The 21258-nt window shown below is 71.9% G+C and carries 19 protein-coding genes; 9 read left to right on the forward strand and 10 right to left on the reverse strand.

Annotated elements, in window-relative coordinates:
- Positions 1-35: 35 nt before the first annotated feature.
- On the forward strand, positions 36-1313 hold the full coding sequence (locus Q1V88_RS18190; protein ID WP_300683088.1) for an MFS transporter: 1278 nt from the start codon (positions 36-38) through the stop codon (positions 1311-1313).
- Here Q1V88_RS18190 and Q1V88_RS18195 read toward each other — a convergent pair.
- Both Q1V88_RS18195 and Q1V88_RS18200 read right to left on the reverse strand, forming a co-directional pair.
- Entirely contained in the window at positions 1286-2188 is a 903-nt protein-coding gene (locus Q1V88_RS18195; RefSeq protein ID WP_300683091.1) for an AraC family transcriptional regulator, read from the reverse strand. The genes Q1V88_RS18190 and Q1V88_RS18195 overlap by 28 nt on opposite strands.
- A gap of 118 nt (positions 2189-2306) precedes the next feature.
- Positions 2307-4481: a glutamine synthetase III gene (locus tag Q1V88_RS18200; protein WP_300683094.1), complete on the reverse strand. Its 2175-nt coding sequence runs from the start codon at positions 4479-4481 to the stop codon at positions 2307-2309.
- Between the two features lie 150 nt (positions 4482-4631).
- Here Q1V88_RS18200 and Q1V88_RS18205 point away from each other — a divergent pair, with 150 nt between their 5' ends.
- Together Q1V88_RS18205 and arfB are read left to right on the forward strand one after the other, a co-directional pair.
- Entirely contained in the window at positions 4632-5690 is a 1059-nt protein-coding gene (locus tag Q1V88_RS18205) for a VanZ family protein (protein ID WP_300683123.1), read from the forward strand.
- Positions 5687-6142 (forward strand): alternative ribosome rescue aminoacyl-tRNA hydrolase ArfB, encoded by a 456-nt coding sequence (gene arfB / locus Q1V88_RS18210; protein ID WP_300683125.1) that lies wholly within the window; start codon positions 5687-5689, stop codon positions 6140-6142. Before Q1V88_RS18205 ends, arfB begins: the two co-directional genes overlap by 4 nt.
- 4 nt (positions 6143-6146) lie before the next feature.
- On the opposite strand, the gene bluB is transcribed toward arfB, so the two are convergent.
- A complete protein-coding gene (gene bluB / locus Q1V88_RS18215; RefSeq protein ID WP_300683307.1) occupies positions 6147-6764 on the reverse strand; it encodes a 5,6-dimethylbenzimidazole synthase in 618 nt (205 codons plus the stop codon).
- A 153-nt stretch (positions 6765-6917) separates the two neighbouring features.
- Entirely contained in the window at positions 6918-7715 is a 798-nt protein-coding gene (locus Q1V88_RS18220; protein ID WP_300683128.1) for an SDR family NAD(P)-dependent oxidoreductase, read from the reverse strand.
- A 170-nt stretch (positions 7716-7885) separates the two neighbouring features.
- Here Q1V88_RS18220 and Q1V88_RS18225 point away from each other — a divergent pair, with 170 nt between their 5' ends.
- Positions 7886-8584: a hemerythrin domain-containing protein gene (locus tag Q1V88_RS18225; RefSeq protein ID WP_300683129.1), complete on the forward strand. Its 699-nt coding sequence runs from the start codon at positions 7886-7888 to the stop codon at positions 8582-8584.
- Between the two features lie 12 nt (positions 8585-8596).
- On the opposite strand, the gene Q1V88_RS18230 is transcribed toward Q1V88_RS18225, so the two are convergent.
- From Q1V88_RS18230 to Q1V88_RS18250, 5 genes are read right to left on the reverse strand one after another with little or no spacing between them, the layout of a single operon-like run.
- The gene (locus Q1V88_RS18230) at positions 8597-10606 is read right to left on the reverse strand and encodes an ATP-binding protein (protein WP_300683130.1); all 2010 of its coding nucleotides are present in this window, start codon (positions 10604-10606) and stop codon (positions 8597-8599) included.
- Entirely contained in the window at positions 10603-11901 is a 1299-nt protein-coding gene (locus tag Q1V88_RS18235; protein WP_300683131.1) for a BTAD domain-containing putative transcriptional regulator, read from the reverse strand. Before Q1V88_RS18235 ends, Q1V88_RS18230 begins: the two co-directional genes overlap by 4 nt.
- A 17-nt stretch (positions 11902-11918) precedes the next feature.
- Positions 11919-13202 (reverse strand): hypothetical protein, encoded by a 1284-nt coding sequence (locus Q1V88_RS18240; RefSeq protein WP_300683132.1) that lies wholly within the window; start codon positions 13200-13202, stop codon positions 11919-11921.
- 9 nt (positions 13203-13211) lie between these two features.
- On the reverse strand, positions 13212-14522 hold the full coding sequence (locus tag Q1V88_RS18245) for an FAD-binding protein (protein WP_300683133.1): 1311 nt from the start codon (positions 14520-14522) through the stop codon (positions 13212-13214).
- 38 nt (positions 14523-14560) lie between these two features.
- Entirely contained in the window at positions 14561-16222 is a 1662-nt protein-coding gene (locus tag Q1V88_RS18250) for an Ig-like domain repeat protein (RefSeq protein ID WP_300683134.1), read from the reverse strand.
- A 77-nt stretch (positions 16223-16299) separates the two neighbouring features.
- Here Q1V88_RS18250 and Q1V88_RS18255 point away from each other — a divergent pair, with 77 nt between their 5' ends.
- The 4 genes from Q1V88_RS18255 to Q1V88_RS18270 all read left to right on the forward strand — a co-directional run bounded on the left by Q1V88_RS18255 (position 16300) and on the right by Q1V88_RS18270 (position 19982).
- Complete coding sequence (locus Q1V88_RS18255; protein ID WP_300683135.1) at positions 16300-17214, forward strand: amidohydrolase family protein; 915 nt, start codon at positions 16300-16302, stop codon at positions 17212-17214.
- 181 nt (positions 17215-17395) lie between these two features.
- A complete protein-coding gene (locus tag Q1V88_RS18260) occupies positions 17396-18322 on the forward strand; it encodes a zinc ABC transporter substrate-binding protein (RefSeq protein ID WP_300683136.1) in 927 nt (308 codons plus the stop codon).
- Positions 18323-18330: 8 nt separating this feature from the next.
- Positions 18331-19137: an ABC transporter ATP-binding protein gene (locus Q1V88_RS18265; protein WP_300683137.1), complete on the forward strand. Its 807-nt coding sequence runs from the start codon at positions 18331-18333 to the stop codon at positions 19135-19137.
- Positions 19137-19982 carry a metal ABC transporter permease gene (locus Q1V88_RS18270; protein WP_300683308.1) on the forward strand — a complete coding sequence of 282 codons (846 nt, stop codon included), beginning with the start codon at positions 19137-19139 and terminating at the stop codon, positions 19980-19982. Before Q1V88_RS18265 ends, Q1V88_RS18270 begins: the two co-directional genes overlap by 1 nt.
- Positions 19983-20071: 89 nt before the next feature.
- On the opposite strand, the gene Q1V88_RS18275 is transcribed toward Q1V88_RS18270, so the two are convergent.
- Positions 20072-20626, reverse strand: a complete 555-nt coding sequence (locus tag Q1V88_RS18275) for a DUF308 domain-containing protein (RefSeq protein ID WP_300683138.1) — start codon at positions 20624-20626, stop codon at positions 20072-20074.
- 105 nt (positions 20627-20731) lie between these two features.
- Here Q1V88_RS18275 and Q1V88_RS18280 point away from each other — a divergent pair, with 105 nt between their 5' ends.
- Positions 20732-21244 (forward strand): hypothetical protein, encoded by a 513-nt coding sequence (locus Q1V88_RS18280; RefSeq protein WP_300683139.1) that lies wholly within the window; start codon positions 20732-20734, stop codon positions 21242-21244.
- Positions 21245-21258: the final 14 nt, after the last annotated feature.

Raw genomic sequence — 21258 nt, forward strand, 5'->3', positions numbered from 1 at the left:
GGCGCGGGCGGGGCGGACGGCGGCACGCTGGAGGGGTGACTGCGACACAGCCCGGCACCCCCGCCACCGCGACCCCGACGACGCCCACGAGCCAGGGCACAGCGACAGCGCTGCGCACCTGGATCGCGCTGCTGTCGATGACGACGACCAGCTTCGTGCTGGTCTCGGCCGAGTTCCTGCCCGGCGGACTGCTGACCTCGATGGCCGCGGACCTGGGCGTCAGCCCCGGCCTGGCCGGGCAGGCCGTGACGGCCACCGCGGTGGCCGGGTTCTTCGGTGCGCTCTTCGTCGGGCCGCTCGCCCCGGGGCTGGACCGGCGGCGACTGCTGGTCGCGATGGCCATCGCCGCCGCGGTCTCCAACGCCGCGGTCGCGCTGGCACCCTCGCTGCCGCTGCTGCTGGTGGCGCGTCTGCTGCTCGGCGCGGCGCTGAGCGGCTTCTGGTCGATGTCGCTGACCGTGGCCGCCAGCATCGTCGGCGCGGACCGGGTGGGTCGCGGGATGATGATGGTCAACGCGGGCACGATGCTGGCCACCGTGCTGGGCGTCCCGGCCGGGGTGCTGCTGGCCGGATGGCTGGACTGGCGGGTGGTGTTCGCCCTGATCAGCGCGCTGACACTGCTGGTCGCCGTCGGGCTGCGGGCCCTGCTGCCCTCGGTCCCGGCCGAGGGGATCGTCGGGCTGGCGGCCCTGGGAGAGACGCTACGGATCCGGGGCATGCGTCCGGCGCTGGTGGGCCACGTGCTCGTGGTGTTCGGCCAGATGGCGGCGTACGCCTTCATCAGGGTCGCCCTAGAGAAGGTGCCGGATCTCGACGGGGGCGGTGTCGCGACGCTGCTGCTGGTCTACGGACTCGGCGGGTTCGTCGGCAATCTCGTGCTCGGCTGGCTCGCCGACCGGATGCTGGGTGTGCTGAGCCTGGCGGTGCCGACCGCGATCGCCGTCGCCGTGACGGCGGTGGCGCTGTGGCCCCAGATGCCGGTGATCGTGCTCGCCGTCGCACTGTGGGGCAGCGCCTTCGGGGGCTGGCTGGTGGTGCTCAACACCTGGGTCGCCCATCACGTCCCCGACCGGCTCGAGACCGGCGCCAGCCTCTCGGTGGCCGGGTTCCAGCTCGCCATCGCGGCCGGTGCGGCCGTCGGCGGCATCCTGGTCGACTCCGCGGGGATCACCACCACCCTGCTGGTCGCGGCAGCCGTGGCCCTGATCGGCGGGGTGCTGTTCTGGCGGGCCCCGGCCCGCTACCCCGCCACAGCCGCGCCGACCCGCTGCCCGGCCGACCTCGCTCAGGAGGCGACCTCCTGCTCGGTCTGAGTGCGACGCCACAGCGCGGGTGTGGTGCCGGTGTGGCGCCGGAACGCCCGCCGGAAGCCCTCCTCCGAGCCATAGCCGAGGTCGTGCGCCAGCGCCGCGACCGTCACCGCACTGCGTCCCAGCCGCGTCGTCGCCTCCGTCATCCGTACGTCGGCCACGTACGCCGCCGGGGAGGAGCCGATCACAGCGCGGAACCGGTCAGCGAACACCGAGCGACTCATGGCCGCGACCTGGGCGAGGTCGCCGACGGTCCACTGCCGCCCCGGCTGGTCGTGGATCGCCCTGATCGCCTCGGCCACCGAGGCATCAGAGAACTGGGTCAGCCAGCCCGCGGGGGCGCAGCCGTGCTCGAGCCAGCTCCGCATCGCCGCCGACATCACCGTGGTGGCGATCTGCGAGCAGACCACCGAGTCACCGGCGCGCTCGACGTTGCCCGCGCAGCCCATGCTGAGCGCGAGCTGGCTGATCACCGGCTCGCGCTCGGCGAAGTCGTGGATCACCACCGGAGTCGGCAGGCCCGCGAAGCCGGGCAGGGCCCGGTCGCTGCGCAGGGCGACCACGATCGCCCCGGCGGGGCCGTCGGCGGCAGCAAGGGCAGCCGCCGCAGTAGCAGCCTCCAGCTCGCACGGCCGGGTACCGGTGTGGATCATGATGTCCCCGGCGCCCACCACCGTGCCGCTACCGCCGCCGCCACTGCCGGGCTGGCGCAGCTCCCCAGAGTGGACGTAGACCATCGACACGGTCCCGGTGCACAGCCGGTGTCGCTGGCCGGCGCCGAGCGTGACCCGGCGCGCGCCGTCGACCCGCCAGCGCACACCGGCGAGATCGGCCAGGTAGGTCTCGAACAGCTCCTCGTGTCGTGCCCGAGCACTCATAGTGGTGCCAACCCACCCTGCCGGGACGCTATTCCGACGCCGGGGACCGGCGGCGGAGACGACGAGGGCACCGATCCGCGTCAGCGGATCGGTGCCCTCGTGTCAGGCCCGGTGGGACCTACTTGATGAAGAGCATCTCGCGGTACTTCGGCAGCGGCCAGGCAGCGTCGTCGACCTCGGTCTCGAGCGCGTCGGCGTAGCCCCGAGCGGTGTCCATCAGGCCACGGATCGTGGTCGCGGAGTGCTTCATGTGGTCGACCGTGTCGGCGAAGTCGTGCTGCTCCAGTGCCTCCGACAGCTGGCCGACGGTCTCCAGGAGCGCGTTGGCGTTCTCGGCGATCTTCTCGATCTGGACCGGGGCGAACTTCACGCCCAGGGTCTCGGCGGTCGCGAACGTGGCGGCCAGGTCAGCGGCGTACCGCATCGCAGCCGGGTAGATCACGGTCTTGGCCAGGTCGACGACCAGCTTCGCCTCGACGTTGATCGAGTTGATGTACTGCTCGGCGTAGACCTCGTAGCGGGCGTTGAGCTCGACGGCCGACAGCACGCCGGTCTTCTCGAACAGCTCGACGACCTCGGGCTCGGTGAACACCGGGAGCGCCTCGGCGCTGGTCGGCAGGTTGCGCAGACCGCGCTCCTCGACGGCGGCCTTGTGCCACTCCTCGGAGTAGCCGTCGCCACCGAAGACGGCGGCACCGTGCAGCTCCATGAGCTCCTTGAGCACGGCCTGGACGGCCTCGGGGCGGGTCTTGCCGGCACCGAGCTGGGCCTCGAGCTGGTCGGCGACCCACTCCAGGGAGTCGGCCAGCATCGTGTTCATCGCGACCAGCGGCCCCGAGACCGACTGCGAGGAGCCGACGGCACGGAACTCGAAGCGGTTGCCGGTGAAGGCGAACGGCGAGGTGCGGTTGCGGTCGCCCGGGTCGCGCTTGAAGTTGAGGATCTGGGTCAGGCCCAGGTCCATCACGCCGCCGTCGGTGGAGACGGCGATCTTGCCGTCCTTGATGTCGTTGTAGACGCCCTCGAGCTGGTCGCCGAGGTAGACCGACAGGATCGCCGGCGGGGCCTCGTTGGCGCCCAGGCGGTGGTCGTTGGACGCGGTCGCGATGACGGCGCGCAGCAGCGGACCGAACTTGTGCACGCCGCGGATCACGGCGCCGCAGAAGAGCAGGAAGTTGAGGTTGTGCTCGGGCGAGGTGCCCGGGTCGAGCAGGTTGCCCTGGGTCTCGTTGCCGACCGACCAGTTGACGTGCTTGCCCGAGCCGTTGATGCCGGCGAACGGCTTCTCGTGGAGCAGCAGCAGGAAGCCGTGCTCGGCCGCGGTGGCCTTGAGGATCGTCATCACGAGCTGCTGGTGGTCGGCAGCGATGTTGGCGTTCTCGTGGAACGGCGCCAGCTCGAACTGGCCGGGCGCGACCTCGTTGTGGTGGGTCTTGGCCGGGATGCCGAGGCGGAAGAGCTTGTCCTCGACGGCCTGCATGAAGACCTGGACCCGCTCGGGGATGGCCCCGAAGTAGTGGTCGTCGAACTCCTGGCCCTTGGCCGGCGGAGCACCGAAGAGGGTGCGACCGGCCAGCAGCAGGTCGGGGCGGGCGGCGGCGAAGTGCTCGTCGACCAGGAAGTACTCCTGCTCGGGGCCGCACGAGGCGTTCAGCGGCGCGACCTCGGTCTCGCCCATCAGGGTCAGGACGCGGCGGGCGGCCTTGTCCATCGCAGCGTTGGAGCGCAGCAGCGGGATCTTCTTGTCCAGGGACTCACCGGTCCAGGACATGAAGACCGACGGGATCATCAGGGTCGCGCCGTTGGCGGTGTGCATGATGTACGCCGGGCTGGTCGGGTCCCACGCGGTGTAGCCGCGAGCGGCGTTCGTCATCCGCAGGCTGCCGTTGGGGAACGAGGAGCCGTCGGGCTCGCCCTTGATCAGCAGGCTGCCGGTGAACTCCGTGATCGCGTGACCGTCGGAGTTGGTGATGATGAAGCCGTCGTGCTTCTCCGCGGTGATGTTCGTCAGCGGGTAGAAGACGTGGGAGAAGAACTTCGCGCCCTTGCTCATCGCCCAGGCCTTCATCGCAGCTGCGACGATGTCGGCGGTGGCCTTGTCCAGCGGCTCGCCGGTCTTGACGGTCTTCTTGACCGCCTTGAAGGCGTTCTTGGAGAGCGCCTCCTCCATCTTGGCAAGGTTGAAGACGTCACAGGCCCAGATCTCGCTCAGGGGGCGAATCTCCGCCGTGTCGACACCGGAGCGGTTGAGCACCTCGGTGATGGCGTTGCTGCGGACCTCGTTGGCAGTCATGTAACTCTCAATCCTTGCTAGGCGATGCCACCGACGTTAGAGGCGCGGTGTTTCACGAAACGGCCCGTTTGTTACAGGCATGTAACAGGTTTCCCGGGCCATCGCGCCCACGACTCGGCCCGCCGCCTGTAACTGCCCTAGCGTGGTCAGGTGCACGATCAAGCCACCAACGCCCTCCTCGCCGTCCTGCTCGGAACCGGCCTGGCGATCGTGCTGCTGCTCCCGGTCACCGCGGTGCTGTACCGCCGCGAAGGGCGTCTCGGCATCCGGTCGCTGATGGTCCTGCTGGCCGCGGCGATCTACGGCGTGGCGCTGTGGACCTACACGCTGCTGCCCGCACCGTCGCGCTCGGACGTGCGCTGTGTGGGAAGCCAGACGGCGCCGTTCGCCTCCCTCGACGACATCCTGGACCGTGGGGCGGGCTCGGCCGGGGAGCTGCTGGCCAACCCGGCGTTCCTCCAGGTAGCCCTCAACGTGGCCCTGTTCGTGCCGTTCGGCTTCTTCGTGCGCCGGATCCTGCGCCGCGGCGTGGTCGTCGCCGGGCTGCTCGGCCTGGCGGTCTCGCTGCTGATCGAGACCACCCAGCGCACCGGGGTGTGGGGGTTCTATCACTGCGCCTACCGGGTCTTCGACGTGGACGACCTGATCACCAACACCACGGGCGCGATCCTCGGCTCGCTGCTCTCCGCCCTCGTCGTACCGCGGCACACACGCCGGCGTCCGCTGCCGACCCAGGTCTCGTTGGGACGGCGCTGGATGGGGATGGTGTGCGACGGCCTGGCCACCTCCGCGCTGGCGTTCGCCGTCGACGTGTCGTGGCGGGCCTTCCATCTGTACGGCGGCGGGGACACGCGCTACCTGGACGGGGCGCTGGAGCGGTGGCTGGCCTGGGGCAGTGCCGGGGCCGTCCAGCTGGTCGTGGTGCTGATGGCCGGTCGCACGATCGGCGAGTGGGCGATCGCGGTGGAGACCACTGCCTCCCGCCCGGGGCTGGCCCTCCCGGGCCGGCTGGTGAAGTGGGTCTGCGGCATCGGCGCGTTCGCCGCGCTGTCGGCCTGGGAGGGACCGGGCTGGATCCTCAACGTCTTCCTGGCGGTCACGGTCCTCGCCGCTTGGCCCGGAGCTGACCATCCCGGCCTCGCGACCCGGCTGGGTGGCCTGAAACTCGGTGTCGCGCAGACCGAGGAACGCGCTACGGTCACCCCATGAGCGACCCGGGCAAGGACCTGGCGGTGCCCGCCGGTCCTGGCGCACCGCACGGTGTCGTGATCCCTGCCGACGAGCTCTCCGAGCGGTTCTCCCGCTCGCCCGGCCCCGGCGGCCAGTCGGTCAACACCAGCGACACCCGGGTCGAGCTGCGCTTCTCCCCCGCCTCCTCGAGCGCCTTCACCGATGCCCAGCGCGTCCGGGTGCTACGCCATCTCGGCCCCTCGATGACCGGTGACCACATCGCGATCGTCGCCTCCGAGCACCGTTCCCAGCACCGCAACCGGGTCGCTGCCCGCGAGCGCCTCGCCGCCCTGGTCCGGGCCGCACTGATGCCGCCGCCCCCACCGCGGCGCGCCACGAAGCCCAGCCGGGCCTCGCAGCGGCGTCGGGTCGAGTCCAAGAAGCTCGCCGGCCGGACGAAGGCGCTACGTGGGCGGGTCCGCGAGGACTAGTGGCTCAGCCCTGGCGGTACTGCTCCTGGTGCACCACCAGCGGCCCACGCCCACGCCAGCCGAACCGCTCCAGATCCGGTACGTCGGGCAGCGTGGTCAGCTCACCGACGCAGAGCCAGGCCACGGGGCGGATGTGGGCGGGGAAGCCGACCAGGTCGGCGAGGAACTGCTCGCGGTAGAAGCTCACCCAGCCCACCCCGATCCCTTCGGCGGTCGCGGCGAGCCAGAGGTTCTCAATGGCCAGGTTGACCGAGTAGAGCCCGGCGTCGGCGATCGCGTGACGGCCCAGCACCTGCTCCCCGGCGGTCGTCGGGTCGTAGCCCACCACCAGGCCGAGGCCCGACTCCCGGATGCCCTCGATCTTGATCCGGTCGAAGGTCGCGGCACGCTCCCCGGCGAGTGAGTCAGCGAACACCTGCCGCTCCCCTGCGACGTGGGCGGCGAACGCGTCGAGGCGCTCGGGCTCCCGGACCGTCACGAAGACCCAGGGCTGGGACATGCCGACGCTGGGCGCCTGATGCGCCGCAGCCAGGATGCGGTCCAGCACCTCGGGGCGCGGCGGCGTACCGGAGAACTCGGCGCGGGTGTCGCGACGGCGGGCGATGGCGTCGTACAGGTCGATGGGAGCCTCCGGTGTTCAGGCGCTACCGGTCCCAGTAGCGACCCTCGACCCTAGCCAACGTCGCCGCAGGCACGACCCGGGCCGGGGCGACGGCGGGCCCGGGTGTTCCACTGGTCACACCCGGGCCGTCCGTCGAGGCCGATCAGAGGCCGGTCAGATGTCGGAGCCGCCGTCGACCCGGATCTCGGCACCGGTCAGGTAGGACGCGTCATCCGACGCCGCGAAGGCGATCACCCCGGCGATCTGCTCGGGCTGCGCCTCCCCCATCAGCGACCGGATCCGGCCGAAGTAGGAGAAGTCCAGGTGGGCTGCCTCGGGCCCCACCACCGCGGTCAGCGGGGTGGCGACCTGGCCGGGCGAGATCGGCACGACCCGGATGCCCCGGCCGACCAGCTCGGCGGCGAGACTGATCGAGAAGGCCAGCACGGCACCCTTGGAGGCCGAGTACGCCGTCATGTACGGGTTCCCCTGGGTGGCCGACAGGGAGGCGACGTTGACGATCGCCGAGCCACGCGACAGGTTGGCGACGGCCTCACGGCAGAAGAGCGCGGTGCCGACCAGGTTGACCTCGTACAGCGCCCGCAGGTCGTCGACGCTGAGCGTCTCGATCGGAGTGGTGCGGTGGATCCCGGCCACGTTGACCAGGACGTCGAGGCCCCCGAGGGTCTGCACGGCACCTGCGACCGCGGCGACCACCTCGGCCTCAACCGTGACGTCGCAGACCGCGGTGCTGATCGACCCGGCACCGGCGCAGGCGGCCACGGTGGCCTCCAGTCCGGCGGCGTCGCGGTCGACACCGACGACCTGGGCGCCCTCGGCGACGAGCCGGACCGCGGTCGCCCGGCCGATCCCCGAGCCGGCCCCGGTCAGCAGCACCCGGCGCCCCTGGAACCGGTTGCTCACCAGCATCGGCTCGCCGGCCGCCGTACTCTCCACACCTGCTGCGCTCATCGATCGTGTCCCTCTCAGGTCTGCATGACTGGTCGGGGCGAATGTGACACGGCCCACACGTCGACGCGGGCCCGGCTCTCACTGACCGGGTCGATCTCCCCAGTCGCGCGCCAGCCGACCTCCAGCGCGACCGCCGAAGGTGGAGCCCCCATCACTTCGAGGAGCCCACGATGACCGACCAGATCCTGCTGCCCGGGCAGGCCGCCGCCGCGGCCGGACCCGCCGACATGACGATGATGTACGTCCTGCACCACGCGTTCCGACGTGACCTGAGCGACTTCCGCGCCACGGTCGCGACGGTCTCGCTCGACGATCGCGAGGCCTGGCGTCGCCTGCAGGGGCGCTGGCAGCTGTTCACCTCCGAGCTGCACACCCACCACACCAAGGAGGACACCATCCTGTGGCCGATGCTGGCCGAACGTGCCGAACGGGCCGCCGACGCCGCGGGGCTGCGGGTGCTGAGCGAGATGGAGGCCGAGCACGACACCCTGGACCCGCTGCTGGCCAGCTGTGACGCGGGGTTCACGGCGCTGGCCCGCGCCGCGGCCCCGGAGACGTACCGGGACCTGCGCTCCGACCTCGACGAGCTGGCCACCTGCCTGGGCACCCACCTCGCGCACGAGGAGACCGACGCGGTGCCGATCCTGCAGCGCTACGTCGGCGGGCCCGAGTGGGAGGTGATCGAGCGTGAGCAGTTCCGCGGCCGGCCGTCGGTGCGTCATGCCCGCCAGTTCCTGCCCTGGATCTTCAAGGGGCTCGACGCGACCGCGACGGCTCGGGTCGCGGCGATCGGCGGCACCCCGATGCGGCTGCTGTGGGCCTCGTCGCGGCGCGGCTTCGAGCGCCGGGAGGCCGAGACCTTCGCCTGAGGAGCAGGCGACTCACGGCGTGGGGAGCCGCAGCTCCACCTCGGTTCCCCCGCCGGGTCGGGCCCCGATCCGCAGCGTCGCCCCCAGCTCCAGCGCCCGCTCGCGCATCGAGCGCAACCCGACACCGTCGACCGCGTCCGCGGCGATGCCGATGCCGTCGTCGCTGACGGCGATCACCAGGTCGCCGTCGGCGCGACGCCGCACCACCACCGAGCAGCGGGTCGCGTGAGCATGGCGCTGCATGTTGAGCAGCGCCTCACTGACCAGCTGGTAGAGCGCTACCTGCACCCCGGCTGCCTGCTCGGTCCCGGCTGAGACGGTGACGTCGATCCGGCAGCCGGGAGTCTCGAACCGGGCAGCGAGCGCCGTCAGGGCTGAGGCCAGGTCACCGTCCTCCAGGGCCAGCGGCACCAGCGAACGGCTCAGCCGGCGCACCTCCTCCCCCTGCCGGGAGAGCTCCCGCTCCACGGTGTCGAACAGCTCCGCAGCGTTCACGGGGTCCTTCTCCTGCTGTCCGCGGGCCGCGATCAGCCCCAGCCTGATGCCGGCCAGCGCGGGGCCGAGCCCGTCGTGCAGATCGCGGCGCAGCGCACGTCGTTCCTCATGCCGCACGCTCGCCACCCGACTCCGGGCTGCGGTCAGCGCCTCGACGGACTGACTCAGGTCGATCGTCATCGCCACCATGCCGGCGACCTCGCTCAGCATCTGGGTGGTACGCCGGTCCAGGCGCTCCCCCGGGCGGGGCAGGGCGACCAGGCGCCCGACCTGCCGGCCCCGGCTGACCAGCGCGATGTCGACCTCGCCGTCCTCGGTCCGCACGCTCCGGGGACCGGGCGGGAGCAGGTGCACCGCCGAGAGCCGCAGGCTGCGGCACAACGCCTCGGCGAGCGCGTCGAGGTCGAACTCCGCCTCCCCCACCCCGCGCAGCAGACGTGCCGGATCGGCGCCGGTGCCGTAGACGAGGTGGTCGACGTGGCGTTGGATCCAGGCACGCAGCCGCACCGCACCGAGCCCGATCACGCCCACGACCAACGCCACGGCGACGTCGGAGTCGACCGGCAGCCCGCGGGCGACGAACGCGAGCAGCACCAAGGTGGCCAGCGCGATGCTGACCGTCATCGCCGCCCACACCAGGCTCCGGTCGACCCGGGTCCGCATCCCCCACAGCTGTTGGCCGAGCACCAGCACCAGCAGGGCCGCCGGCAGGAAGAGCTGGGCCACCAGCAGCAGGGTGCCGCTGACCTCGGCGGCGACGGATGCCCAGCCGGCCGGCGTCGGCACCACGAAGGCTGCGATCGCGATCACCATCGCGGCCTGTCCGGCGATCAGCCAGAGCAGGCCCCGGCGCTGGGCCTCGGGCGCGCTGCGCCGGCGCAGCACCAGCCAGACCAGCACCACGGCACCGAGCACCGCGATCACCCGGTGCGGATGCATCCCGAGGTCCGAGCGCACCCGCTGCCAGGTCGCGGAGTGGATCCCGAAGGGGTTCGCCGGCAGGCCCGGCACCACCGCGGTGAGCCCGGGCAGCGTGGCCAGCACGATCACCAGCGCCGAGACCGCGATCAGCAGCCACGGTCGACGCACGGACTGTGCCGGGACCGCGAGCAGCGGAACCACCGTGCAGGTCGCATAGACACCGGGCACCCAGGCCCAGTACGGCAGGTAGAAGAGCACGCCGTTGCCCGGCAGGGTGTGGTCGAGGAGCGCGGCAGCGGTGGCGAAGCCCGAGGCAGCGCAGCCGACCGCGGTGAGGGCTAACAGCCACACCACCGGGTGCCGGGTGCGTGGCAGCATCAGCGTGACCACTGCCCCGTAGACCACCGCGGTGACGACGTCCATCACCCAGTTCGCGAGCTCGGCGGGCTCGGTGCCCGAGGCGACCACCGTTGCCACCGCCGCTACCGCGAACGCCCAGACCACGGCCGCGATCGTCCAGGCCAGGGCGGTCCACCCCAGCCGGGCGCGTCGCAGACCGTCGTACGTCGACCCGAGCGGCACCTCGACCGCGTACGGCGCGCTCATCGGCCCGCCAGCCGGGAGCGGGCGGCCGCCGCGACGGCGGAGCCGATGATCAGCTCACCGCGAGCGACACCCCGGATGGCCCGCAGCACGTCCTGGGCCTCAGCGGACTTGAGCAGGTAGCCCGCCGCGCCCGCCTGGAGGGCCCCAGCGACATAGGCGTCGTCCTCGTGCATGGTCATCACCAGGACCCGCAGGTCGGGGTGGTCGACGAGCAGGTCACGGGTGAGATCGATGCCGGACTCGCCACCCAGGTCGAGGTCCATCAGCACGACGTCGAGGCCCTGCTCGACCAGCGCCCACGCCTCGGTGGCATCGCCCGCCGCGCCGACGAGGTCGAGCTCGTCCAGGGAGCCGAGCAGGCCGGTCATCCCCATCCGGAAGACCGGATGGTCGTCCACGACGCCGACCCGCAGCACCCGCGCCGATGCTCCGGACGCGGACGCCGTCAGGGCCGCAGGGGCCGTCGGGGCGGCTGTCGCGGCTGCCGTCGCCGCCACGCCGACCCGCTGCTGCAGGATCGCCGTCTCCAGGGCGCCGACCGCCGCAGACGGGTCCACCCCGAGGTCCTCCCGCAACGCCTCGCGCAAGGAACGGAGCACCGCCAGAGCGTCGGCCTGGCGATCGGCCAGGACCAGGGCGGCGGCCCGGAGCAGCCAGATCCGTTCGCGGTGCGGGTGCCGGACCGTCTCCGGCTCCAGCGCCCGCGCGGCCTGGGCCGCGTCGGCCAGGTGTCCGCTCTGCAGCCGGATCAGCTCGCGCATCTCGACCGCCGCCGCACGGAGCTCGTCGAGCCGGTCCCGTTCGGCCACGATCATCGGATCGTCGCCGAGGTCGGCGTACGGCTGACCGCGCCACCCGGCCAGAGCCTCGTCCAGCCGGTCGGCGCAGGGGGCGAGGTCGGCGCCCGAGGCGACCTGCCAGGGGCGCTCGGCCACGGTTCGCGTGCTCGCGCTCGCCTCGCGCACGGCGTTCTCGAGCACCGCGACGTCGAACGCCTCGGCCGGCAGTCCGAGGGTGTAGCCGAGGGCGGAGGTCTGGATCACCGTCGCTGCCTCGCGGGGAGCGCGCTCGGGTTCGAGCACCTTGCGCAACCCCGACACGTAGCCCTGCACCGTGACGGCGTGACTGGCCGGCGGGTCCTCGCCCCACAGCGCGTCCACGATCGCCTCCGGGCTGACCGGACGACCCCGGTGCAGCGCGAGCACCGCCAGCAGACGACGCGGCTTCGGCGCCCCGAGATCGAGCAGGCGTCCGCCGTCCTCCACCTCCACGGGGCCGAGCACACGGACTCTCACCCGCGTCACGATAATCCTCAGCGCCGGACCCTGACTCCGGAACCGAGCCACGACTTCGTCGCCGTGCCGGGCCTGCTCAGCGTGATCCGCAGGGCGATCCGGGTGCCGCGGTCGCGCTTCCTCAGCCGGTACGCCGACCCGTGGACGCCCCTGATCGGGCGACCGTTGCGCAGCCACTGGAAGGCGACCCGAGCGGGCCGGGGTGCCCACGCGCCCGGGTCGGCACGCAGGATCCGGCCGACCGCGGCCCTGCCGCTGAGTCGAGGCGAACGCACCACCGCGAACCGGGTGCCGGCGCCCAGCGCCGCGCCGCTCCAGTACGGCTCCCGGGCACCCCGCACCGCCAGCACCGGCTGCGTCTGGCAGTCCAGGGCGGCCGTGGTGAGCCAGATCCCGTCGGGCTCGGCCCACGCCAACGCGCGGGAGTCGGGCGAGAACGTCGGTGAGGCGAAGCCGTCGGCCCGGGTGGTGGCACACGCCGGGTCGGGTGGTGCCGGCACCGGCCCGGAGCGGATGTTGCCTCCGATCCGGTAGGTCGCGATGTGGCTCTGGTCGCCCTCGCCCCGGATCAGGGCGAGGGTGGAGGCGTCGCGCGAGACCACCGGCGCGGTGAGCTGGAGATACTCGCTGCTGGTGTTGCCGTCGTGGAACCAGTGCCGCGTGCGCAGCGCGAGGTCGAAGACCTGGACGGCGTCGAAGTCGGTGCCGTTGAGCGCGAGCCTGGTGCTGGTCACCCAGCTCGGGTTGCCGTACAGCGCCGTGCCGAACCGGCTCGGGTCGGTGAGCGTGCCGGCGGCGCTGACCGCGGTGCTCCACCGCATCTTGCACGCCAGCCCTGGCGGACAGCTGTAGCGGCGGTAGGTGTAGGCGATCAGGGCGCCGTCGGGTGAGATCACCGCGTCGTCGATCCCGCCGCCGAGCGGCTGCCCGGCGGAGTCGGTGAGGTTGGGCGGGTCGAAGGAGTTCAGCAGGTTGCCCCACTGGTCGAACCGGTAGACCCGGGGGCCGCGCACCGCGGCGATGGTGCCGTTGTCGGCGCCGCTGGGTGCGTGCCAGGGTGCGGCGGCGGTGCCACCGGTGGTGATCCGGCGTTCGCCCGAGCCGTCGGGACGGGCTACGAAGACGTCGTACCCCTTGACGTAGACGAGCGTGCCGGGCCCGCTCGGTGCGGGTGCGGCACCGGCCGGATCGGCGGCGAGGCCGGTCCCCGTCAGGCCGGAGGCGAGCAGGGCGCCGGTGCCGACGAGGGTCATCAGGCGGGTGCTGCGTCGCGCCGGGCGACGCGGGTGTGGCGAGATCATCAGGTCTCCTCAGTGGCCGATCAGGCCGGCAGGGTCGTAGGTCTCACGCAGGCGCTGGAGCCGGGCACGGTCCTCGGCGTTGCGGCTGCGGTCGACGGCTCCGGGCAGGTTGAGCGAGCCGACGAAGTTGGGCTGGAAGGTCCCGGTGGTCCACGGCGCCATCGCCTGTGCCAGCGCCGCCACCGTCGCCGCGACAGGGCCGTCGAACAGCTCCGGGAGCGGGGCGCTGACCACGAAGAGTCCGTACGCCGCCTCGCGGCCGATCACCGCGTCGGCCAGCGCCGGCGGGTGGGCCAGCCGTCCCCCGAGGCGGCGCACTTCCACGACCGACAGCGGTGCCGGGGCGCCCGGACCGACGACCTCGAGCAGTGCGGAGACAGCGTCACGGTCCAGGGCGCCCAACAACGCCCCCGCTTCGACCACCGGCATCGGCGTCTCGGGGTCGGCGTGCAGCGCGCCGAGCGCGGTGGCCGGGAGCTCGCCGAGGGTGTCGAGCACCGTCGGGGCAAGGGCGCGGACCGGGGCGACGGCAGCCGCCGCCGTGGCAGCCGAGTCGGCGGCGGTGAGCGGCACCGCGATCCGGACGTGCAGCACGCAGCGGCCCCGCAACGGCTCGGGCACGGTCGCGAGGTCGGGCAGCCGCAACAGCGCGATCGAGGTGTTGACCTCCTCGGGAAGCCCCGCCGACCACGCCACCCACCCGGCCAGGACCGCGTCGGCGTCAGCGGCGTCGAAGAAGAGCCCGCCGCCGTACATCCGGGTGAGCCGGACCAGGCCGACCTCGACCGAGGTGACCACCGCGGGGATCTCCTTGCCGCCCCGCAGCGCCCAGAACAGGTCAGGGTGGCTGGTCGGGCTGACGGTGAGGACCTCGCCGGTCCCCGAGACCACCTGAGCCGAACGCAGGTAGTCGCTGCCCCAGCCGAACGTCCGGCCCCACGGGCTGAGGCCACCGCCGAGCAGGTAGCCCACCACGCCGACCCCCGGTGCCGAGCCCGCGACGGGCGCCAGGCCGTACGGAGCCGCCGCGCTGAGCACCTGCGCCCAGGTGGCACCGGCGCCGATCCGCACGGTCTCGGTGGTCGGATCGACGGTGACGTCGTCCAGCGCGCCGGTCAGCAGCGCGAAGCCGCCCTCGATCCGATGGGTCCACCCGTGGCCGGTGCCGACCGGGGTGAGCCGCTCCCCTGCGGCCGCCGCAGCCCGGACCGCGTCGGCGACCTCCTCGGTCGAGCGGGGCGCCAGGACCGCGCGGGGCGTGTGGGCATGCGCCAGGTTGAACGTGGGCAGGGAGGTTCCGGGTGTGGTGCTGAGGGACATCGGGTCCTCTTTCGCGGTCGTCGTGGAGGTGGTCGGGTTCATCGCAGTCGCACCGTGATCGGCGCACTGGTGGCGGACCGTTGCGTGGTCGATCCGGCGTAGCTGACGCGGAGGCGGACCTTGCCGCGAGGAAGCCGGGAGGTGGTGAGGGTGACCCGACCGGCGCGGAGCCGCCCGGTGGCCACGACCTTGCTGCCGCGCCTGACCGTGACGACCCCGGTCGGCGTGCCGCTGGCCGACCGGACCGCCAGGACGAGGCGGACCGTGCGGTGCTTGCGCACCCGCTTGCCGATCACCTTCACCGTCGTGGCCGCCTTGACGGTGCCGTGCCCACCGGGCTGGTGGGTGCCGGGGTCGTTCGGGTTGTTGGGGTTGTTGGGGTCGCCCGGGTTGTTCGGGTCGTTCGGCACCGGGGCGGTGACGGTGACGGTCCGCACCGCACTGAAGGACTCGGTCAGGTCGGTGGTGGCGCCGAAGTGCGCGCGGATCTGATGGACCCCCGCGCTCAGGCCACTGAGCCGGTACGTCGCCCCGGTGACGGTCGCGGGCCAGGCCGTGCCGTCCACCTCGATCACGGCACCGGCCACCGGGTTCTGCTCAGCATCGACGGTGCGCACGGTGCCGCTCACCGCCTCGGCCGTCGTCACCGCGATGCGGTCGACGCTGAGCTCGGTGGTCGTGGCCCAGGGGCGCACCCGAGCCACGTCGAGGTCGAACGTCGAGGAGGAGCCCGCCACGGTCGAGGAGCTCTGCGGGCCCGGGACGAACTCGGCCCGCACGCTCCACCGTCCCGGCCTGGTGCTGAGCCAGCTGGTCAGCTCGACGTTGATCGCCACGCCGCGCTCGGCGGGACGCTCGGAGATCAGCTCCTCCGAACCCCCACCACTGCGGGCGGCGGTGACCCGCAGTGTCCCCGACGCCGCGGCCGGGGCGGTGGGATCGACCGCGCCGATCAGCGCCGTCACGCGGAAGAAGTCGCCCTGGGTGATCGGCCCGTCGAGGTGTGTCAGTCCGACCCGGGTGGCGAGCAGGTCGGTGCGGAGCGACCCCTCGAAGCTGCCGGCCCCGGGACCCGTCGCTGCAAGGTAGGTGGCTCCGACCAGACGCACCTCGACGGGCATCGAGCAGGCGCACGGCATGGTGGCGTTGGGCAGCGCGAAGGTGCCGTCCGCGGCCACCGGAGCCGTCGCCCGGACCGCCTCGGAGGCACGCAGCTGGACCGTGCCGTCCATCGCGACCGCGGTCGGAGCGTCGGGCACCACGCGCCCGGTCCACGGCGCGCTGTAGTCGGCCCTGGTCCGATCCAGGGTGACGTGCACCGGCACGGTCGTGGTGGAGAAGGTGAAGGTCGCCGTCCCCGAGGTGACCTCGTTGCCGGCCTCGACGGTGAGCCGGTACGCCGTCCCCGGCTTGAACCGGTTGATGGTCGGGACAGAGAAACGGGTGGCTCCGTCGATCGGCTGGGAGCCGAGCTCCACGTCGCCGTAGGAGATCGAGGCGACCACCTCCGATCCGCTGGAACGGACGGTGAACGTGAGCTCGTCGCCGTACCGCGGGGTGGAGACGTTGGAGACCGTCACGGTCAGGGGCGGCACCGCCGAGGCGCGGGGCATCGGCGGCACCACCAGCACGATGAGCGCTGCGGCCAGGAGCCACAGCAGTGGCCGCCACGGCGACCGGAGCAGGGGTGCGGAAGTCATGGTCGGAGCCTCGACGCGCGGGCTTGAGCCGCGCTGGGGGACGACTGGAGTCGACCCGGTTGTGATGGACTCGCCCTGTGTCCTCGTCTGTGTCCCCCTCTGCCACGGTCCCGCTCCCACCCGACGAAGCAGCGCTCGTACGTCGTCGCCTGACCGCCCTCGGGGTGGACGGCCTGATCGACGTCCACACGCACTTCATGCCCGACTCCGTGCTGCGCAAGGTGTGGGGCTACTTCGACGCGGTCGGGCCGATGACCGGGCGGCCGTGGCCGATCGCCTACCGGCTGAGCGAGGCCGAGCGGGTGCAGCGGCTGCAGGACTTCGGGGTCTCGCACTTCACCGCCCTGAACTATCCGCACAAGCCCGAGATGGCGGCCTGGCTCAACGCCTGGGGGCGCGAGTTCGCTGCCGCGACGCCGGGGTGCCTGACCTCGGCGACGTTCTACCCCGAGGCCTCGGCGGCGACGTATGTGCCCGAGGCGATCGCGGCCGGCGCCCACGTCTTCAAGGCCCACGTCCAGGTCGGTGACTACGACCCGAACGATCCGCTGCTGAACCCGGTCTGGGGCACGCTCGCCGAGGCCCGCACCCCGGTCGTCATCCACTGCGGGCACGGCCCCGCGCCGGGCACCCACACCGGTCCGGCGGCGATGCGGACGCTGCTGGCCCGCTTCCCGGACCTGGTCCTGATCGTCGCCCACATGGGCTTGCCGGACTACGGGGACTTCCTGGACCTAGCGGCTCGCTACCCCGGCGTGCACCTGGACACCACGATGGCGTTCACGGCGTTCACCGAGGCGCTCACCCCGTTCCCGCCCGACCTGCGACCGATGCTGGTCGACCTCGGCGACCGGATCCTGTTCGGCAGCGACTTCCCCAACATCCCGTACAGCTACCTCTCCGCCCTCGACGCCGTCGTGGACCTCGGGCTCGGCGACGACTGGACGCGCGGGGTGGTCGAGGGGAACGCCCGCCGGCTCTTCCACCTCTAGCCGACTTCCGGGTTCACCACCGCCCACTTCCGGGTTCACCACCGCCGACTTCCGGGTTCACCACCGCCCACTTCCGGGTTCACCCCGGTTCGCCATTGAGAATGAGAACGATTATCATTGCCAATGACACGTCGTCGCTGGCGTCCCTGCCAGCGCGCCCGAGACTCGGAAGTGGGACCTCATGACACTCAAGACCACCCTCGCCGCGGCAGCGGTCGCCGCCGTCGCCCTGACCCTCACCGCATGCGGCTCCTCCGACTCCGGCACAGCGACGAAGGACGCGTCCTCCTCGAAGGGCGACACCCCGATCTCGGTCGTCGCCTCCACCAACGTCTGGGGCGACATCGCCTCCCAGGTCGGCGGTGACGCCGTGAAGGTCACCTCCCTGATCTCCGACCCGAGCCAGGACCCGCACTCCTTCGAGGCCAGCGCCACCACCGCCCTGGAGATCAAGAAGGCCGGCCTCGTGATCGAGAACGGCGGCGGCTACGACGACTTCGTCACCCAGCTCCTCGGCACCCATGCCTCGAAGGCGGTCGTCGTCGACGCTGTCACCGTCTCCGGCAAGACCACCGCCGCGGGCGACGACCTCAACGAGCACGTCTGGTACGACCTGCCGACCGCCCAGAAGGTCGCCGACGCGATCGCCACCGAGCTCGGCAAGCTCGACCCCAGCCAGGCCGCCACCTTCACCGCCAACGCGAAGACGTTCGCCGGCAAGGTCGACACCCTGATCGCCGACGAGCAGAAGCTCAAGGCCACCGCGACCGGCAAGGGCGTCGGGATCACCGAGCCGGTGCCGCTCTACATGACCGAGGCCATCGGCCTGGTCGACAAGACCCCGGCCGCCTTCAGCGCCGCGATCGAGGAGGGCGACGACGTCGCCGTCGGCACCCTCAACCAGACCCTCGACCTCTACCGCAACCACCAGGTAGCAGTGCTGGTGACCAACGCGCAGACCAGTGGACCGATCACCTCCCAGGTCGAGAAGGCTGCGAAGGCCGCAAACATCCCCGTCGTGTCGGTGACCGAGACGATGCCGGAGGGCCAGACTTACGAGTCATGGATGCAGCACAACCTCGACGCGCTCAGCGCAGCCCTGCGCTGAGGCCGACGATGACGCCCGTCCTCCGCATCGACCACGCCACGCTCGCCTACGGGCAGCGCACGCTCTGGTCAGGCCTCGACCTCGATGTCGCCCCCGGGGAGTTCATCACCGTGCTGGGCTCCAACGGCACCGGCAAGTCGAGCCTGCTCAAGGCGATCCTCGGCCTGGTCCCGCTCTCGGCGGGATCCGTCATGGTCGACGGGGAGCCGGCACGACGCGGAAGCCGGCGGATCGGCTACATCCCCCAGCAGCGTGGGTACGCCGTCGACGTACCGCTGCGGGGCAAGGATCTGGTTCGACTCGGCATCGACGGGAACCGCTGGGGACTGCCCCTGCCGTGGCGCAGCGCCGCCCGGAACCGGGTGGCCGAGCTGGTCGAGCGGGTCGGGGCGACGTCGTACGCGCATCGGCCGCTCGGCCAGCTCTCCGGTGGCGAGCAGCAACGGCTGCGGATCGCGCAGGCACTGGCGACCGACCCGGCGGTGCTGCTGTGCGACGAGCCACTGCTCTCCCTCGACCTGCGCCACCAGCGTCAGGTCGTGGCCCTGATCGACCAGCAGCGCCGCGAGCACGGCACGTCGGTCGTCTTCGTCACCCACGAGATCAATCCGGTGCTGCCGGTGACCGACCGGGTGCTGTACCTCCACGACGGCCGCTTCCGGATCGGTAGCCCGCAAGACGTGATGACAAGCGAGGTGCTCTCCGAGCTGTACCAGTCCCCGATCGAGGTGATCCGGCGTGGCGACCAGCTGATCGTCCTGGGCGCCGACGACGCCGGCCACACCCACCCGCACGACGAGGAGGAGCCCGCATGATGGCCACGGTCGACTGGAGTCAGATCGTGAACTTCAGCAACTACAGCGAGCTGCTCCCCCTGGTGCGCAACAGCCTGATCGCCGGGGCGGTGCTCGGCCTGGTCGGCGGCCTGGTGAGCGTCTTCGTGATGACCCGCGACCTGCCGTTCGCGGTGCACGGCGTCAGCGAGCTGTCGTTCGCGGGCGCCTCCGGAGCCCTGCTGCTGGGGGCGAGCGTGGTGACGGGGTCGTTCGTCGGCTCCCTGCTGGCGGCGCTCGCCCTCGGCGTGCTTGGCGCCCGCGCCCGGGACCGCAACTCCATCATCGGCGTGCTGATGCCGTTCGGACTCGGCCTCGGCATCCTGTTCCTGGCGCTCTACAAGGGACGCGCGGCCAACAAGTTCGGCCTGCTCACCGGGCAGATCGTGGCGATCGACAACACCTCGCTGACGGTCCTGGTCGCCACCTCCCTGGCCGTCCTGGTGGTGCTGATCGCGATCTGGCGCCCGCTCATGTTCGCCAGCGTCGACCCCGACGTCGCCGCCGCGCGCGGGGTGCCGGTGCGGCTGCTCGGCCCGCTCTTCCTGCTGCTGCTGGGCTGCACGGTCGCGGTCTCGATCCAGGTGATCGGGGCGCTGCTGATCCTGACCCTGCTGTGCACGCCGGCGGCCGCCGCACTGCAGGTGAGCTCCTCGCCCACCGTCGTACCGATCCTGTCGGTGGTCTTCGCCCTGACCTCGATGGTCGGGGGCATCCTGCTGGCGCTGGGCACGACGATCCCGATCAGCCCGTACGTCACCACGGTGTCGTTCGCGATCTACGTGGTCTGCCGGATCGTCGGGAGGGTGCGGGTCCGCGCCCACTAGCCGACTTCCGGCTTCACCACCGCCGACTTCCGGGTTCACCACCGCCGACTTCCGGGTTCACCACCCCCGAGATCCGGGTTCACCACGGATCAGACCCGGGAGTCGGCTGCCTTCAGCTCCGAGCGCAGAAGGAACCCGACCACCAGGAACACCAGCCCCCAGGCCAGGGCGACCAGGCCGAGGACGAAGGCGATGCTGACCGCGCTGCGGCCCGGGTTCGCGGCGAACAGGATTCCCAGCAGGATGTCGATCGCCGCCGAGAGCCACAGCAGCGCCCGTGGCACCACCTGACCGGCGCCGAACGAGCCGATCACCTCCATCACGCCCCGCGCGATCAGCCAGATGCCGAGCACCCAGGTGAGCGTCACCGCCGTCAGCCCCGGGCGGGTGATCGCGATCACCGCGGCGGCCAGGCCGATGATCCCGAACAGCACGAAGAAGATTCGACCGGCACCGCTGGTGCCCGGCTCGAGAGCGTGCGCGAGCGAGCCGATCCCGTCGATCAGGGCCCAGATCCCCCACAGCACGACGAGCGCCCAGATGGTGCTGATCGGCCACACCATCGCGACGATGCCGAAGACGATCCCGATCGCGCCACGTACCATCAACAGCTTCCACGAGAGGCTGAGCCAGTCCTTGATCATCGTCACTCCCTGCGCCGGCCGAGCCCGATACCCGGATCACCTCCACCTTAGGGAGGTTTCGCCGAACCCGCCGCGCAACGGGTGCCCGCGTGGTCCGATGAGGGCGTGACGCCTCCCACCATCCGTCGAGCGTGCCAGGTCGCCGTACTCGCGTCGGCTGCCCTCACCACCGCAGTGCTCGCTGCCTGCTCGGACTCCTCCGATGCTCCGACGCCCACTCCGACGCCGAGCCGGACAGCACCTGCGACTCCCTCGGCGACGCCGAGCGTCACCCCGACCGTGCCGCGCTCCGTGGTGCCGGTCCCGGGGCGCGCCGAGCTCGACGCTCGTCCCCGGTACGCCTCGTGCGGCACGCAGGCACCCTCCCAGGGCGTCAAGCCGCTCCAGGACCCAGGCCTGGCCTGCCTCAACCGGCATCTCGCGGCGCACACCGGTGGCGAGTACGTCGTCACCGAGCTGACCACCGAAGGCGATCCGGTCACGACGTACTACCGGGTGACGCCACACCAGCACTTCGAGATCTGGGTGGACAGCTCGCAGGACCAGTTCAGCGGGAGTCGCGGGGTCACGCACGGCGACTGTGGCGTCCGCACGACCCTGACAGCCTTGCGGTGCTGAACCCGGAACTCGAC

This window comes from Nocardioides sp. (assembly GCF_030150155.1).
Lineage (GTDB): Bacteria > Actinomycetota > Actinomycetes > Propionibacteriales > Nocardioidaceae > Nocardioides.

Coding starts and splice junctions, on each gene's coding strand:
- Q1V88_RS18225 (WP_300683129.1), top strand. CDS start 7,886: ATGACCGACCAGATCCTGCTGCCCGGGCAGGCCGCCGCCGCGGCCGGA.
- Q1V88_RS18275 (WP_300683138.1), bottom strand. CDS start 20,626: ATGATCAAGGACTGGCTCAGCCTCTCGTGGAAGCTGTTGATGGTACGT.
- arfB (WP_300683125.1), top strand. CDS start 5,687: ATGAGCGACCCGGGCAAGGACCTGGCGGTGCCCGCCGGTCCTGGCGCA.
- Q1V88_RS18195 (WP_300683091.1), bottom strand. CDS start 2,188: ATGAGTGCTCGGGCACGACACGAGGAGCTGTTCGAGACCTACCTGGCC.
- Q1V88_RS18270 (WP_300683308.1), top strand. CDS start 19,137: ATGGCCACGGTCGACTGGAGTCAGATCGTGAACTTCAGCAACTACAGC.
- Q1V88_RS18265 (WP_300683137.1), top strand. CDS start 18,331: ATGACGCCCGTCCTCCGCATCGACCACGCCACGCTCGCCTACGGGCAG.
- Q1V88_RS18200 (WP_300683094.1), bottom strand. CDS start 4,481: ATGACTGCCAACGAGGTCCGCAGCAACGCCATCACCGAGGTGCTCAAC.
- Q1V88_RS18230 (WP_300683130.1), bottom strand. CDS start 10,606: ATGAGCGCGCCGTACGCGGTCGAGGTGCCGCTCGGGTCGACGTACGAC.
- Q1V88_RS18250 (WP_300683134.1), bottom strand. CDS start 16,222: ATGACTTCCGCACCCCTGCTCCGGTCGCCGTGGCGGCCACTGCTGTGG.
- Q1V88_RS18260 (WP_300683136.1), top strand. CDS start 17,396: ATGACACTCAAGACCACCCTCGCCGCGGCAGCGGTCGCCGCCGTCGCC.
- Q1V88_RS18245 (WP_300683133.1), bottom strand. CDS start 14,522: ATGTCCCTCAGCACCACACCCGGAACCTCCCTGCCCACGTTCAACCTG.
- Q1V88_RS18240 (WP_300683132.1), bottom strand. CDS start 13,202: ATGATCTCGCCACACCCGCGTCGCCCGGCGCGACGCAGCACCCGCCTG.
- Q1V88_RS18220 (WP_300683128.1), bottom strand. CDS start 7,715: ATGAGCGCAGCAGGTGTGGAGAGTACGGCGGCCGGCGAGCCGATGCTG.